This is a genomic window from Erythrobacter sp. A6_0, assembly GCF_017744235.1.
Classification (GTDB): Bacteria; Pseudomonadota; Alphaproteobacteria; order Sphingomonadales; family Sphingomonadaceae; genus Qipengyuania.
On sequence record NZ_JAGHQR010000004.1, the window covers coordinates 389,133 to 404,001 of the forward strand.

General features: G+C 61.8%; 12 protein-coding genes. 9 read left to right on the top strand and 3 right to left on the bottom strand.

All coding sequences use genetic code 11. The annotated features are described in order from the left end of the window. Positions 1 to 43: 43 nt before the first annotated feature. Positions 44 to 1,669, top strand: coding sequence for an FMN-binding glutamate synthase family protein (locus tag J7347_RS13060; protein WP_209162458.1), 1,626 nt, complete (start codon positions 44 to 46; stop codon positions 1,667 to 1,669). Continuing rightward, complete coding sequence (locus tag J7347_RS13065; RefSeq protein ID WP_245174074.1) at positions 1,666 to 2,637, top strand: mechanosensitive ion channel family protein; 972 nt, start codon at positions 1,666 to 1,668, stop codon at positions 2,635 to 2,637. The genes J7347_RS13060 and J7347_RS13065 overlap by 4 nt, the downstream gene beginning before the upstream one ends. Here J7347_RS13065 and J7347_RS13070 read toward each other — a convergent pair. Then, positions 2,590 to 4,476, bottom strand: a complete 1,887-nt coding sequence (locus tag J7347_RS13070) for a peptidase M61 (RefSeq protein ID WP_209162459.1) — start codon at positions 4,474 to 4,476, stop codon at positions 2,590 to 2,592. The genes J7347_RS13065 and J7347_RS13070 overlap by 48 nt on opposite strands. Positions 4,477 to 4,607: 131 nt before the next feature. Here J7347_RS13070 and J7347_RS13075 point away from each other — a divergent pair, with 131 nt between their 5' ends. The 7 genes from J7347_RS13075 (at position 4,608) to J7347_RS13105 (ending at position 11,773) form a co-directional block, all read left to right on the top strand. After that, on the top strand, positions 4,608 to 5,414 hold the full coding sequence (locus J7347_RS13075; RefSeq protein ID WP_209162460.1) for a class II glutamine amidotransferase: 807 nt from the start codon (positions 4,608 to 4,610) through the stop codon (positions 5,412 to 5,414). A gap of 38 nt (positions 5,415 to 5,452) precedes the next feature. After that, a complete protein-coding gene (locus J7347_RS13080) occupies positions 5,453 to 7,168 on the top strand; it encodes a thiamine pyrophosphate-dependent enzyme (RefSeq protein ID WP_209162461.1) in 1,716 nt (571 codons plus the stop codon). 67 nt (positions 7,169 to 7,235) lie between these two features. Further along, entirely contained in the window at positions 7,236 to 7,658 is a 423-nt protein-coding gene (locus J7347_RS13085) for a hypothetical protein (RefSeq protein WP_209162462.1), read from the top strand. Positions 7,659 to 7,756: 98 nt separating this feature from the next. After that, on the top strand, positions 7,757 to 8,668 hold the full coding sequence (locus J7347_RS13090; protein ID WP_209162463.1) for a cytochrome ubiquinol oxidase subunit II: 912 nt from the start codon (positions 7,757 to 7,759) through the stop codon (positions 8,666 to 8,668). Then, positions 8,665 to 10,770: a cbb3-type cytochrome c oxidase subunit I gene (locus J7347_RS13095; protein WP_209162464.1), complete on the top strand. Its 2,106-nt coding sequence runs from the start codon at positions 8,665 to 8,667 to the stop codon at positions 10,768 to 10,770. Before J7347_RS13090 ends, J7347_RS13095 begins: the two co-directional genes overlap by 4 nt. Continuing rightward, the gene (locus J7347_RS13100) at positions 10,767 to 11,393 is read left to right on the top strand and encodes a cytochrome c oxidase subunit 3 (protein WP_209162465.1); all 627 of its coding nucleotides are present in this window, start codon (positions 10,767 to 10,769) and stop codon (positions 11,391 to 11,393) included. Before J7347_RS13095 ends, J7347_RS13100 begins: the two co-directional genes overlap by 4 nt. Beyond that, complete coding sequence (locus J7347_RS13105) at positions 11,390 to 11,773, top strand: cytochrome C oxidase subunit IV family protein (protein WP_209162466.1); 384 nt, start codon at positions 11,390 to 11,392, stop codon at positions 11,771 to 11,773. The genes J7347_RS13100 and J7347_RS13105 overlap by 4 nt, the downstream gene beginning before the upstream one ends. Before the next feature lie 47 nt (positions 11,774 to 11,820). Here the strand turns inward: J7347_RS13105 and J7347_RS13110 are convergent, their stop codons facing one another. Together J7347_RS13110 and J7347_RS13115 are read right to left on the bottom strand one after the other, a co-directional pair. Next, positions 11,821 to 12,489 (bottom strand): DUF4396 domain-containing protein, encoded by a 669-nt coding sequence (locus tag J7347_RS13110; RefSeq protein ID WP_348521629.1) that lies wholly within the window; start codon positions 12,487 to 12,489, stop codon positions 11,821 to 11,823. A gap of 23 nt (positions 12,490 to 12,512) precedes the next feature. Continuing rightward, complete coding sequence (locus tag J7347_RS13115; protein ID WP_209162467.1) at positions 12,513 to 14,816, bottom strand: FdhF/YdeP family oxidoreductase; 2,304 nt, start codon at positions 14,814 to 14,816, stop codon at positions 12,513 to 12,515. Positions 14,817 to 14,869 lie beyond the last annotated feature (53 nt).

Below are 14,869 nucleotides of genomic sequence, written 5' to 3' on the forward strand. Positions count from 1 at the left end.
GGGCTTACGGCCTTCGTGAAACACAAAGATGGATCGGAATGGTATGATCGCAGGTGGGCTAATCGCCGATAAGGGTTTCGAGCGGAATATCGGTTTCTGGATACCGCTTTTCCTGTCGGCTTTGCTTGTCGCCCTGGGTGTCTTCGTTTCGCAAGGCTTCTACTGGGGCCTCATCCTGACGGGCCCGCTCCTGCTGATTGCCATCTGGGACATGGTCCAATCGACTCATTCCCTGCGGCGTAATTATCCGCTTCTCGCACGGTTCCGCTGGTTGTTCGAAGACCTGCGCCCGTTCCTGCGCAGTTATATCGTGGAAGGGCCGCTGGAGGGCAGGCCCTATGACAGGGTCGCCCGCTCGCTGGTCTATGCACGGGCGAAAAAGCAGGAGGATGCGCATCCCTTCGGCACGGAACTGGACGTCTATTCCGAGGAATACGAGGCGCTTTGCCATTCCATCAATCCGAACCCCAAGGCACCCAAGCGGACCCGCGTGCATGTCGGCACGGATCAATGCGCCAAGCCCTACGATGCCGCGCGCCTCAACATCAGCGCCATGAGCTTCGGCGCGCTCGGCAATCATGCGATCGAAGCGCTCAACATGGGCGCGAAAATGGGCGATTTCTACCACGATACCGGGGAAGGCGGCCTGTCGCCCTATCACCTCAAGCACGGCGGCGATGTCGTGTGGGAAATCGGCTCGGGCTATTTCGGGGCGCGCGACAAGGACGGCAATTTCGACCCCGAAAGTTTCCGCGACAAATCCCGGCACGATTCCGTCAAGATGACCGAAATCAAGCTGAGCCAGGGCGCAAAGCCTGGCCATGGCGGCCTGCTCCCCGCAGCCAAGGTGACCGAGGAAATCGCAAAGACGCGGCAAGTGCCTGCGAATGAGGACTGCCTTTCGCCACCCGGCCATTCCGCTTTCTCGACCCCGCGCGAAATGCTGGAATTCGCGGCGAAGATGCGGGACCTTTCCGGCGGCAAGCCGGTCGGGATCAAGCTGTGCGTAGGGATGCCGCACGAAGTTTTCGCGATCTGCAAGGCCATGATCGACAGCGGAATCCTGCTCGACTTCATCGTGGTGGATGGCGGTGGCGGCGGGACCGGAGCAGCGCCGCTGGAGCTGTCCGATCATGTCGGGCTGCCGCTGCGCATCGGGCTTTATTACGTCAACAACGCGCTGATCGGGACCGGTCTGAAGGACAAGATCAAGCTGGCCGCGTCGGAAAAGGTATTTTCCGGCTCGTCCATCGCGATGAACGCGGCGCTGGGTGCCAATTGGTGCAACGCGGCGCGCGCCTTCATGTTCTCGCTGGGATGCGTTCAGTCCCTGCGGTGCCACACCGGCACTTGCCCGACCGGCGTCGCGACCAGCTCTCCCGCCAGGCAGCGCGGGCTGGTGATCCCCGAAAAGGCGGAGCGTGTGGCCAATTTCCAGTCCAAGACGCTCGACAGCCTGCACGATATCGTCGTCGCATGCGGCCTGGAAACGCCGGACGATTTCACGCCGCGCCATCTGCGCCAGTGGAAGAACAACGCCGAGATGATCCCCTGGTCGCAGATCGTCCACGAAGTGGGGCCGGGCGAATTGCTGCACGATCCCGAAGGCACGTCCTTTGCCGAATATTGGAGGATGGCCGACCCCGACACTTTCAAACCCGCCGCATGATGGCGCTGGAAACGGGGGCGAGCGCTTCGCCCACACCGTCGCCATCGGTCTCGCCAACGACGACAGCTTCCACCGGCGTGCATGATCCGCGCTGGCTGGAAGCGCTGACGCAGTATCTCGACCCCAGTCATTTCTGGGGTGCGGTCGGTCTGGGCGTCGTATTCCTGCTGATCGGGGCGATCCTGAGCTGGATCATCCGCCGCGTGGTGGCGACGGTCATTGATCACGATCCGGGCGAGCGTATCGACCGGATGACGATCAGCTTCATCCAGCACCTTGCCACATTCGTCATGTGGATCATTCTGGCCCTGCTGTTCTCCCACGTCGTTCCATCGCTCAACAAGCTGACCACCTCGCTGCTGGCAGGCGTCAGCATCGTTTCGGTGGTGATCGGATTTGCCGCGCAGTCGACGCTTGGCAATCTGGTGTCCGGCATCAGCCTCGTCATCTACAAGCCGTTCCGCCGCGGGGACCGCCTGCAACTGACCACGCCGACGGGCCTGGAAACGGGCGTGGTGGAGGATCTGTCGCTCGGCTACACCGTGCTTAGGACGTTCGATAACCGCCGCATCGTGCTGTCCAACGGCACGATCGCGAACCAGATCATGATCAATCTTTCCTCGGTCGACCTGCGCGTCATGATTACGCCGACCATCTCGATCGGTTACGATTCCGACATCGACAAGGCGCGCGCCATCGTGCTCGAACTGGCAGATGCGCACGCCGATATTCTGGAAGTGGTCGGCTGTCCGGTCGTCAATCTGGGCGGGTCGAGCGTGGATCTTTCACTGCGCGCGTGGTGCAACGATGCTGCAACCGCCAAAGCCGTGGAGTTCGACCTTCTGGAACAGGTGAAGAAACGTTTCGACGTGGAGGGCATCGAGATTCCCTATGCCTACCAGAATGTCTTGCTGAGCGGCTCAGTCCGTCTCGACGGGCAGAGCGCCGAACCGATATCCGAAGCTTAAGCGCGAGAACTGAGGATCGCGTCGAGAAGCCGGGGCGCCTTGCCGTGTTCTTCGAGTGACGGATAGCGCTGACCGGTCGGGCAATCGACCGTGACCGTCTTTACCCGGTCGAGGCGCTTCACCACCAGATCGATGCTGCCGCCTGCGTCGGCGCACGTATCGATTCGCATCCTGCATCGCCGCGTGCGAATAGGTTATTCCGCCGACAGACAGCACTTCCATCCCCTTGACGATCCCGGCCTTGAAGGCTGGCCCCTCCCACATGACGTCGATCACTTTCGCGCTCAGGCCCATCTTCACGCCCAGCGAATAGGAAAAGTCGAAATAGGAATGGTGGGTCTGATCGTCGGCCTGCCAATCCGATGGGCGATCCTGCCAGACCAAGCGATAGCCACCGTTCTCGATCCCGGCATAAGGCGCGTGCGGAGCGATGCCGTCGACGCGCGAGGCGAAGAAACCGGCCCAGTCGTAATCGAACACATCGGTCAGCGCCTCGATAAGCTCGTCCCGGCCGTAAGGGCGAGGCTTCAGCCGCCCGTGCGGCTGTTCCGCGTCTTCGGGCGCGAAGAAGCTGCGCATCAGATCATCCAGCGAGCGTTCGCCTGCGGTCTCGCTGCGAATGATCGTGTCCGCTTCCAACCAGATCAGCAGCCCTTCGGAATAATAGTCTTCCGACCTCTGCCAGCTTTGCCAGGGCTGCACTTCGCGCGCAGTGAATATCGGATCGTTGTCGGTATCGGCCAGCGGGCGCCAGGTGCGCCCCGGTCGATTGTCGTAAGTGGCGAAGATCAGCGCGAAGGCTTCGCGGGTCAGCTGCTGCGAAATCAAGCCACACCGCGCGGCCAGAACGTGGCCGTAATATTGCGTCAGCCCTTCATAGACCCACATGAGTTCGTTGGTCATCCGGCTGAAATCGCTGTGGAAGTTGCCTTGCGGGACGCGGTACTTACCGACCCAGGCATGCACGTATTCATGCGGGAGCAGGTCGCGCTCGGTCGTGGAGCTTTGCCAATTGCTGAAATAGGTCGCGCGCACGCCTTCTTCGCTGCAACTTTCGTGCTCCAGCCCCATGCGTCCGATCTGGTCCGAGCAGGCCATAAGGAAATGATACATCTCGAAAGGGCGGTGGCCGAACAGCGCATCGGCTTCCGCGATCAGGCGTCGGTGGCATTCGAGTTCTTCGGGATTTTGCGGCAGCTGATCTTCGCGGTCGGCCGCGATCAGCAAGGTGACGCTGTCGTCGAGGTGTTCGCGATGCGTATGGATGCCGGCCAGCACCGGGCAATCGATGAGCGTCCGCACATCGACCGGTTCGAAGCGAACGATCCCATCCTCCGGCCCGATGCGCGCTTCGTCTCCATTGCCCAATGCGCAGGCCCAGTCCCACCCCTCGGGCAAGCGCAAAGCGGGCTCGATCATGATCTCGTCGATCGGAGCGTCGGCGGAATAGAGCAGGCATTCTTCCCAATGGAAGCGCAGGATCTCGTCGCTCACCATAATCCGGCCCTGATTCGACTGCGTCGGCGACAGGGATTGATGCGTGGTTTCCAGGCGGCGGGCGCCTTCGGGAAGGTGGACGATGATGCGAAACGGATCGTCGGGATCGCGTTGCCAGCGGCATGCGACGCCATCGGCGCGAAACTCAAAACCTGCGAGCCTGTCGATCGCACCGCGCGGCGCGTGGTAGGCCGGAAGCCACTTGGCCAGAGTAAGCGCGACCTTCCCCTTGTGTGCGTCTACCCGCAGGCTTTGTCTGCACCAGAAGATGGCCCGCGCAACGTCGCTCGCATCCACGGTGAGCTGTATTGGCGAGGCCTGCTCGTTGCTGGATTGGCCCATTCGCATCACCCCTTCGATTTGCGCGCTTCCGCTGTCGCGCAGCGGATCGTGCACGTTCCGGCTTGCGAATGTAGCGCCGTCGTTCCAGTACGCCACCGGCAAAATACGGCGATAATATCCGGAGCGGCGGCATGTGCGAACTTTTTGCGATGAGCGCTTCGGAACCGCACACCGTGCGCTACGAACTCGACCTGTTCGCGCAGGAGGGCGGTGAAAAGCACCGCAATCGCGATGGCTGGGGCATTCTGTTCGCGCAGGATCGGGACGCCTTTCTATTCCGCGAACCCGATCCTGCCGCATCCAGCGAACTGGCGAAAATGGTGGTCCGCGAGGATCGCCCGTGCAAGCATCTGATCGCACATGTGCGCCGCGCCTCCGCCGGAAAACCGGCCCTCGCCAACACCCACCCTTTCGACCGCGTCGTGCGCGGGCAAAGAATGGCATTTGCGCATAACGGCGATCTGCCGGGTATCGAAGCCCGCGAAGATGCGCGCGCGCTGATCGGTGAACGCATCGGCGATACGGATTCCGAACTGGCCTTCCTGATGTTGCTGCAACGGCTGGACGCGGCGGATGCATCGACGCCTCTGGATCGTCATGATGTCTTCGCCCGCTTCGCTGCGGAATTGCGCGAGCTCGGCAGCGCCAATTTCCTGTTCTTCGATGGCGAACATCTCTTCGTCCATGCTTACCGGCGCAAATTCGAAACCGAAGACGGCCTGACCGCTCCGCGCGAGCCGGGCCTGAATATCCGGTCTTTCGAAGGCAGGCATTCCGGGCAGAGCTGGAAGACGCGGGGTGCCAATATCGAGAACATCACCGCGCCCCTCCATCTTTTCGCCTCGGTACCGCTGGACGAAGAAGGGTGGGAGCCTTTGGCTCGCGGCTGCGTCCTCGCTTTGAAAGACGGCGCGATCCTGGCGCGCACTCAAACCTGACGCGGCGATGCCCGCGCCGCTGTATCGAAGGAATTTGCATGTCCAAGACTGTCGCTGAAATCGTTGTCGATGCGCTGGAAAAGGCCGGTGCCAAGCGGGTGTACGGGATCCCCGGCGATACGATCAATCACTTCACCAACGCCGTCGCCAAGAGCGATTTGCGCTGGGTGGGCGTGCGGCATGAAGAAGCCGGCGCCTTCGCAGCGGGGGGCGAATCCTACATGACCGGCGAATTGTCGGTCTGCGCCGGAACATGCGGTCCGGGCTCGCTCCATTTCGTGAACGGCATTTACGAAAGCCACCGCAACGGCGCGCCCGTCCTGCTCATCGCATCGGATGTCGCGCGCACGGAAAAGGGTTTCGACTTCCCGCAGGAGGTGGAGCAGAAAAAGATCTACGAGCAGCATTCGCATTTCTGCGAATATATCTCCCACCCTTCGCAGGCGCGACGCATCGTGACCAAGGCCGCGCAGGCCGCGCTGACGAAGAAGGGCGTGGCGGTCGTGATCGTCAATGGCGACATGTTCACCGAAAAGGACGAGGATGCGATGGACTGGCAGGTTTATCGCCCGCAGCCGGTCTGCCGCCCGAACGATGCGGAAATGGCGGAGCTGGCCGCGCTGGTCGATGCGGCGGGCAAGGTTTCCGTCTATGCCGGGATCGGGGCGCGCGATGCGCGCGAGGAGATCATGGCCCTGTGCGAAAAGCTGAAGGCTCCGATGGTACACACTACGCGCGCCAAAGAGTTCCTCGAACCGGACAACCCCTTCAATGTCGGCGTCAACGGGATCCTAGGCAACAGGGCGGGCGTGGACGCGCTGGAGAATGCCGATCTGGTCATCAGCCTGGGCTGCGATTTCGCCTATACCCAGTATTATCCGGACGGGAAGAAGATCGTCCAGATCGATATCGATCCCACGCATCTCGGCAGGCGTTCGGCCATTCACCTGGGGCTGGTCGGCGATGCGAAGTCGACCGTCGCCGCGCTGCTTCCGATGGTTGCGGCAAAATCGAGCGGGGATCACCTCGAAGCGCATCAAAAGCAGTGGCAGGATGATCTCGAAGGGTATCAGAAACAGGGGAAGGAAAGCGATCCCGGCCTGATCCATCCGCAGTTCGTCGCCAACATGCTGGACGGCAAGGCGGCGGACGATGCGATCTTCGTGTCCGATGCGGGCACGTCGATGGTGTGGATGCTTCGCCATATCGAGGCCACCGGAAAGCGCCGTTTCCTCAACACCCTGCTGCACGGCACCATGGCAAGCGGAATGCCCCAGGCGATGGGCATGAAACTCGCTTATCCCGACAGGCAGGTCATCGCCATGTGCGGCGATGGCAGCCTGACCATGCTGATGGGCGAATTGCTGACGCTGGTGCAGGAAAAGATTCCGCTGAAGCTCGTCGTCTTCCACAACGACACGTTCGGCTTCGTGGAGATGGAGCAGCGCGTCGAAGGGCTGGTCGATCATTACACCGGACTGCATAATCCGGATTTCGCGAAGCTGGCCGAAGCTTGCGGGATTTCGGGCTGGCACGTCGAAAACGCCGATACGCTCGAGCCGGCGATGGATGCCTGGCTGCGGCATGATGGACCGGCCCTGCTGGACGTGAAGGTCAACCAGATGGAACTGGTCATGCCGCCCAAGATCGAAGCCTCTCAGGTCGCCGGGACGGCGCTGTTCGGCGTGAAAGCGGTCCTGGATGGCCGGACGAGGGAGGTCGTCGACCTGCTGCGCAATAATTTCTTGCGGTGATCAGGCGGCGCTCTACCCTTGCGCTCGGATGAATGCGGCTTCGGTCGCGAAATGGAGAAAGTCTTTTATGCGTACTGACAAGGTTGCGGCGTTCGCACTCCCTCTCGCCATGGCTCTGGCGCTCGCGGGTTGCGGCAGCCAGCAAGCGGAAGAGGTCGGCCAGACCGACACGGCTATGACCGAAGAGCCGGGCGTGGACGGCGATGCCGCTACTCCGGGCCAGGCCCGTTCCGAAGCGGCCACCCTTGCCGGGCGTATCGCCAGCGGAGAAATGGATCGCACCGAAACCGCCGTCGCGCTGGAAGATCTGGACCGGCTTGTGAACGACAATCCGATCAATTTTCCCGCCGATATTCGCCCGTCGCTGACGGAAGATATCCAGTCCGCACGCTCGGCATTCGAAGCCCAGGACATGGAAGCCTTGCAGGAAGCGGCGACCTCCATCGAGACCACGCTGTCCGGGTCCGCCGAAGCTCCCACCGCGAACTGATGCGGTTGCGGCGGCCAGCGACCGCCGTCGGCGGCATCGTCTGATAGCGGCCAGAAGGCGTGAGATCGGTTTACACCGCAATCGGGGTTGCCCTCGCGATGCTTGCACCCGACGCGGTGCAGGCATCGTCGGGCCTCGACCAGAGCTTCCTGCAACCCATGGGCCCGGTGGCCGAAGAGCAGTTCAATCACCTTTTGCGGGTGATCGGGATCACGATGGTCGTGATCCTGCCGGTGTTGATCGGCGTGCCCTATATCCTGTGGCGCTATCGCTATGCGAAGCCGAAGGGGGAATATCGACCGGAATGGGAATTCAACGGCAAGCTCGAATGGGCGCTGTGGGGCGTGCCGGTTCTGGTGGTGGTCGTGCTGGCAAGCTGGCTGTGGTATTCGACGACGAAGCTCGATCCCTATGAGCCCCTGGGGCCGGAGCCCCTGCAGGTTCAGGCCATCGGGCTCGATTGGAAATGGGTGTTCATCTATCCCGAAGAAGGCATCGCCACGGTCAACGAATTGGCCGTTCCGGTGGGGCGGCCCGTACAATTGACGCTGACCACCGATACTGTGATGCAGAGCCTCCTGATTTCCTCGCTCACTGGCCAGATCTACGCCATGCCGGGGATGACGACGAAGCTGAACTTCGCGGCCAGCAGGACCGGTGTGGCCGAGGGCGAAAACACCCAGTTCAACGGCGATGGATTCGGTCGCCAGAAATTCACGGTCCGCGCGCTGGAACCGGCGGATTACGCGGCATGGACGCAGCGTACGCCAGGCGGCCCGACGCTGGACGAGCGGACCTATGCGATCCTGCGTCGGCAGTCCGTGCTGGCAGAAGCGCGGTCCGACCTGGGGCTGGAGAAAAGCGCGGAGCCGATCGTGATGGGCTTGGGCGCGACCGGTATTTTCGACCGGATTCTCGCCAAATATCACGGCGGCGGAAATAGTGGGCGAAAGACGGCCTGGGGCGGAACCGGATTGCCTTCGAACGCGCCGGGGCGGGGCAGCGAATGAGCCGGGACCCAAGCCCCATTTTCGGCAAGCTCGACTGGACGGTCACGCCCTACACTGACCTGCTGCGTGATGTGAACAGCAGCACGATCGTTGGGGCCGGTGCGGCCAGCGTGCTGGTTCTGGGCGCGATCGCGGGAGTCGCGCTGCTGACCTATATGCGCTGGTGGGGGCCGCTCTATCGCAACTGGCTGACCTCGGCCGACGCGAAGAAGATCGGCATCATGTATATCGCACTTGCGTTGGTCATGCTTGCGCGCGGCATCATCGAAGGTTTCGTGATGCGCGCGCATCAGGCGAGTGCGCTGGGCACGCTGGCGCAGCAGGAAAGCGGCCTGGTCGCGCCGGATCACTTCGCGCAGCTGTTCAGCACCCATGGCACGATCATGATCTTCTTCGTCGCGATGCCGTTGCTGATCGGCCTGATCAATTTCGTTCTGCCCCAGCAGCTGGGCGCGCGCGACATGGCATTTCCGGTGCTCAACCAGGTCAGTCTGGGGCTGACCGCGGTCGGCGCGGCGCTGGTCATGATCTCGCTCTTGATCGGCAAGTTCGGGACCGGCGGGTGGACCATGTATCCGCCCTATACCGGTATCGACTTCAGTCCCGGCGAAGGGGTCGATTACTGGCTGTGGGCGATCCTGATATCCGGCATCGGCTCAACCCTGACGGGAATGAATTTCGCGGTCACGATCTTCAAGGAACGCGCGCCGGGCATGCATTTCATGCGCATGCCGCTGTTCTGCTGGACCAGCCTGTGTGTCGCCATCATGCTGATCTATGCCATGCCTGCGCTGACCGTATCGAGCGGCATGCTGGTGCTGGACCGGTATCTGGACTTCCACTTCTTCACCAACGATGCCGGTGGCAACATGATGAATTATGCGAACATCTTCTGGATGTTCGGCCACCCGGAAGTCTACATCCTGATCCTGCCCGCCTTCGGTGTATTTTCCGAAATCAGCTCCACCTATTCGGGCAAGCGGCTTTACGGATATACCTCGCTGGTGATCGCCAGCATGAGCATCGCGGTGATCAGCTTCACCGTCTGGCTGCACCACTTCTTCACCATGGGGCAAAGCGCGGGCGTCAACATCGCGTTCGGAATCGCCACGATGATCATCGGCGTCCCGACTGGTGTGAAGATCTATGACTGGATGGCGACGATGTGGCGCGGCCGCGTGCGCATCACCGCGCCGATCGTGTATCTCACCGGTTTCTTCCTGCTGTTCGTGATCGGCGGTCTTTCGGGCATCATCCTGGCCAATCCGTCGATCGATTATCAGGTCCACAATTCCACCTTCCTGGTGGCGCATTTCCATAACGTGATCATTCCCGGCGTGCTGTACGGCATGCTGGCGGGCATCCATTATTGGTTCCCCAAGGCCTTCGGCTTCCGGCTGGACGAGGCATGGGGGCGGCGCACGGCCCTGCTGTTCGTGGGTGGTTTCATCTTCACCTTCATGCCGCTCTACGTGCTGGGCCTGATGGGCATGCCCCGCCGCTCACCGACGTTCCAGAATCCCGATTTTCTTCCGTGGATGTATCTCGCAGGCTTCGGCGCGGTGCTGATGCTGTGTGCGCTGGCGGCGCTGTTCTGGACGTTCTGGACCAGCTATCGCAATCGGCTGGCTCTGGCCGTGCCGGGCGGTGACCCATGGAATGGCAGCACGCTCGAATGGTCCTCGCCCGCCCCGGTGCCGGAATGGACCTATCCCCGCATCCCGCATGTCGTCGCGCGTAACGATTGGGGCGAAGCCAAGCGCAGGGGGGATCCGTGGAAGGGGCCGGAGGAATATTGCGACATCGAAATGCCCGCCAATACGGCGCACGGCCTGTTGATCGCGGGTGCCAGTTTCGGCCTCGCCTTTGCAATGGTCTGGCATATCTGGTGGCTGGCGGTCCTCAGCTTCCTCGCCATACCCGGTCTGCTGGCCGTGCGCGGGATGATGGCGATCGAGCCCAAGGTGATCCCCGCGTCCGAAGTCGAGGAAGCGGATCGGCGCTTCCGGGATCAGGTTGCCAATCTGACCCCGATCACCCGCGCCGAGGAGGAAACCGAACGCAATCGCGGCGTGCCCGACCTGTCGGAGTTCGCGGGATGAGCGAGACCAACCTCTATCCCGGCCTGAACCTCGGCGGCGGACACGGCGAAGCGCACGAGCAAGCCGAAAACACCGTCTTCGGGTTCTGGGTGTTCCTGATGAGCGACCTCATCATCTTCGGCATCCTGTTTGCATCCTATGCCTCCTACCTCGATCCCATCGGCCTTGCCGGTGGCCCGGGCCCGCAAGACCTGTTCGACATCAAGAGCGTGGCGATCCAGACGGCGTTCCTGCTCGTGGGAGGCGTCGCCTATGGCGGGGTGTCGCTGGCGGTGAAATACGAACAGGAGCGCGCGAGGATCATCGGCTGGCTGCTGCTATGCGCGGTGTTGGGTGCGGGCTTCCTGTTCTTCGAGGTGCGCGATTTTCTGACGCAGGCGGGCAAGGGGGGCATACCGCAGGCCAGTGGCTGGCTCAGTTCCTACTGGACGCTGGTCGGCCTCCACGGCGTGCACGTCTTCTCGGGCATCCTGTGGATCCTCGCCATGATCGCTCAGCTTTCCGCTCGCGGGGTCGACGATGTCGTGAAAGTGCGCCTCTCCATGCTGGGAGTATTCTGGCATTTCCTCGACCTCGTCTGGGTCGGCATATTCTCCTTCGTGTTTCTGGTGCCTCTGGCATGACCAAGCCGAACACGGGAGAGCTCGATCCGAAGGATACCGCGCGCGAGGAGGTCCGCAGCTATGCGATCGGCTTTCTCGCCAGCCTGCTGCTGACAGGCGGTGCGTTCGCCGCATTGCTCTCCGACCTGTCGACGAGCTGGAAAATCGTGCTGATCTGCGTTGCCGCGCTGCTGCAGATCGTCGTCCATCTGCGCGAATTCCTGCATCTCAGCTTTTCGGGCGAGCAATCTCGCGAAGATCTCTTGCTGGTGTTGTTCTCCGTCTGCCTGCTGGCCATCATGGCGGGCGGAACGTGGTACGTGATGTCGGACCTGGGAGAGCGCATGCACGAAAGCGGCGGAGGCGGCGCGTCGATGCATTCGTCGGCGCAGGACGGCTGACGAACAACCATCCCACACCGACCGTAGTTCTTATCGCCTGAGGCGCCTTACATTTCCTCTTTCAAGCCCGACCGGATCAGCCACCAGTTCGGGAAATAGGCGGTGGCGAAGCCTGCCAGCATTGCAATCTGCATCGCGACCCAGAACACCGGACTGCCCGCATCCACCTTTCCCCCGAACAGCGCGGGGAAAAGCACGAAATGGGCTAGGCCCATGAAGCCGTACATGCCGACCTGCCAGCTGGTGAGCGATAGGACGTCTGCCTTGGTGGCGGCCACGATCCCCTCGCCGACCGAAAGGTCGCGCATCGGAGCGATGGCGAAATACTGGAAGACGATCCCGATCAAGAGGGCGAAGACGTAATCCATCGTCCATTGGGCGAAGATCTCCGTCTCGAAGATCGTCCCAATCCCGAAAAAAGCGAGCACGCCGGGTGCGAAATGGGCGACATTCTCGCAGATGAGATCGGCCAGCGAACAGCCCGCTCCGCAATGCAGCGTGCCCTTGGCCACCTTCGCAGCGTAAGGCGTCTTACCCGAATCCATTCCGGCATAGCGATGGTAGAACCAGATCAGCAGCGGGCCTGCGAACAGGGCGCAGAGTGGCCAGACGAACCGCATCACCGCCATTTTGGGCGGCGTGCGCTTCATCTGCCACGCCATATAGGCTGCACAAAGCACGCCCAGCATCAGCAGGGCGATTGCGGCTATATGCACCCCTTGCGGGATCGTCGCCGAATTCAAACGGCTTCGATCCTGACCGGGACCGACTTCGATGCCGGGGTCTTCGAAATCTCGTCATGGTGCGTGATCGGCACCAGCACGTTGCATTCCGGATAATACCCCGCGATCGTCCCGCGCGGCAGCTTGTAGGCCACCAGCTTCAGCCCGCCCAGATGGCGCTCGACATCGTCGCCATCGTAATCGCTGACAAGGCGGACGGTATCGCCATCCTTGAGACCGGCTTCGGCAATGTCGTCCGGGTTCATCAAAACCACGTCGCGCGTGCCCTCGATCCCGCGGAAGCGATCGGAATAGCCATAGATGGTGGTGTTGAACTGATCGTTGGAGCGCATGGTGAGCAGGCGATAGCGTCCCGGCCTGTCCTCGAAACCGAGCGAAGTCAGCTGCGGCGGCGTGGTGATCACGGCCTTGCCGCTGTCCGTCTTCCAGATCCGCTCCGCCGCCGGATTGCCGCGCCAGAAGCCGCCGGCCTCGAACATCCGCTTATTGAAGTCGTGGAAGTCGTCGGGATAGGTCGCCTCGATCAGATCGCGCACCAGCGAATAATCGCCGGTCCACTCGTCCCATTCCATCTTGGGGTTGGGATCGAGCGTGGCCTTGGCGATCCCGCTGACGATGGCGAGCTCGCTCTTGAGATGTTCGGAGGCGGGCGGGCGATGGCCGACCGATCCGTTGATCATCGAAAAGCTGTCTTCGCTCGTCACGGCCTGATTGCCGCTTTTCTGCTCGTCCACTTCGGACCGGCCGAGGCATGGCAGGATATAGGCCTGTTTGCCCGGATAGAGATGGCTGCGATTGAGCTTGGTCGACACCATGACGACGATGTCCTGGCTGGCCCAGCCTTCCTCCATCCGCTTCTGATCGGGCACGGCGCGTACCAGATTGCCGCCGAGCGAGATGAACCCCCGCACCTTGCCTTCGATCAGCCCCTGCACCGCATCGACGACATGCATTCCGTCTTTCGTCGGCGGGTCGAAATCGAACAGGTCTTTCAGCTTGTCGAGCGGGACGAGATGCGCCTTTTCTGCGATACCGACCGTTCGCTGGCCCTGAACATTGGAATGGCCGCGAACCGGGCAGCAACCGGTGCCCGGGCGACCGATATTGCCTTTCAGGAGCAGGAGATTGACCAGCATGGCGATGTTGAGCGCGCCATGCGTGTGCTGGGTGAAGCCCATGCCATAAACGCCGATCACCTTTTCGGCTTCGATATAGACCTGGGCTGCTTCGCGCAGTGCATCTTCCGTAAGGCCGCTGGCCTTTTCAATATCGGCCCAGTCGGCATCGCGGCAACAGGCGATGAACGCATCGAAACCGGTCGTGTGCTGCTCGATGAAGGTATGGTCGATAACCTCGCGCGTGCCCGCCTCGCGTGCCCGGTCGTCGGCTTCCACCACGACTTTGCACAGGCCCAGGATCGCCGCGACATCGCCGCCCGACCGCACCTGGTGGTACTGGTCGGAGATCACCGTTTCCTTGCCCGTCAGCATCGCCAGCGGGTTCTGCGGATCGACGAAGGCGACAAGGCCCTGCTCGATCACCGGATTGAAGGTCACGATCTTGCCGCCGCGGTCTTTCAGATCCTTCAGATTGTGAAGGAAACGCGGGCTGTTCGTGCCAGGATTCTGGCCGAAATAGAAATAGCAGTCGGTCTCGGCCAGATCGTCGAACGTCACTGTGCCGACGGGCGAACCGATTACCTTGGTGAGGCCCACCGAAGTGGTCTCGTGGCACATATTGCTGCTTTGCGGCAGATTGTTGTTGCCATAGGCGCGGGCAAGAAGGGCGTAGAGATAGCTCGCTTCCAGCCCGGCATGGCCGGAGGCGTAGAAGACCACATCCTCGCGCGGCAGATCGCGCAGGGTCGCGCCGATTTCTGCAAAGGCATCGTCCCACTCGATCGGCATATAGCGATCCGACGCGGCGTCGTATCTCATCGGGTGGGTCAAGCGACCCGATTTTTCGAGCTCGTGGTCCGACCATTCGCGCAATTCGGTGACCGTATGTCCGTCATACGCGAAAAATTCCGGTGTGCAGCGATCCTTGGTCAATTCCCACAACGTGGCCTTCGCCCCGTTTTCGCAGAATTCGAACGCGGAATAGTTCGCCGGCTTGGGCCAGGCGCAAGACATACACATCACGCCCTTTGGCTTGTTCAGGCGTCGCAGGCTGTCGAGCGCACCGGGAGAGGCCCAGGTTTCGCCGTAGATGCTGGCGATGCCTTTCATGGAACCCCAGCCCCCGGCGGGGCCGGGTGAGTGGGGAAGGGTGTCGGCGTTCTTTTTGCTCTCGTCCGCCATCGTGCTCTCCCGATGCTTTGAAAATCGCTGCGTCATAATTCGACGGGCCGATT

What these genes read in the sequence shown, in the direction of transcription:
- J7347_RS13095 (WP_209162464.1), top strand. Translation starts at nt 8,665, where the DNA reads ATGAGCCGGGACCCAAGCCCCATTTTCGGCAAGCTCGACTGGACGGTC.
- J7347_RS13085 (WP_209162462.1), top strand. Translation starts at nt 7,236, where the DNA reads ATGCGTACTGACAAGGTTGCGGCGTTCGCACTCCCTCTCGCCATGGCT.
- J7347_RS13065 (WP_245174074.1), top strand. Translation starts at nt 1,666, where the DNA reads ATGATGGCGCTGGAAACGGGGGCGAGCGCTTCGCCCACACCGTCGCCA.
- J7347_RS13090 (WP_209162463.1), top strand. Translation starts at nt 7,757, where the DNA reads ATGCTTGCACCCGACGCGGTGCAGGCATCGTCGGGCCTCGACCAGAGC.
- J7347_RS13070 (WP_209162459.1), bottom strand. Translation starts at nt 4,476, where the DNA reads ATGGGCCAATCCAGCAACGAGCAGGCCTCGCCAATACAGCTCACCGTG.
- J7347_RS13080 (WP_209162461.1), top strand. Translation starts at nt 5,453, where the DNA reads ATGTCCAAGACTGTCGCTGAAATCGTTGTCGATGCGCTGGAAAAGGCC.
- J7347_RS13075 (WP_209162460.1), top strand. Translation starts at nt 4,608, where the DNA reads ATGTGCGAACTTTTTGCGATGAGCGCTTCGGAACCGCACACCGTGCGC.
- J7347_RS13060 (WP_209162458.1), top strand. Translation starts at nt 44, where the DNA reads ATGATCGCAGGTGGGCTAATCGCCGATAAGGGTTTCGAGCGGAATATC.
- J7347_RS13105 (WP_209162466.1), top strand. Translation starts at nt 11,390, where the DNA reads ATGACCAAGCCGAACACGGGAGAGCTCGATCCGAAGGATACCGCGCGC.
- J7347_RS13115 (WP_209162467.1), bottom strand. Translation starts at nt 14,816, where the DNA reads ATGGCGGACGAGAGCAAAAAGAACGCCGACACCCTTCCCCACTCACCC.
- J7347_RS13100 (WP_209162465.1), top strand. Translation starts at nt 10,767, where the DNA reads ATGAGCGAGACCAACCTCTATCCCGGCCTGAACCTCGGCGGCGGACAC.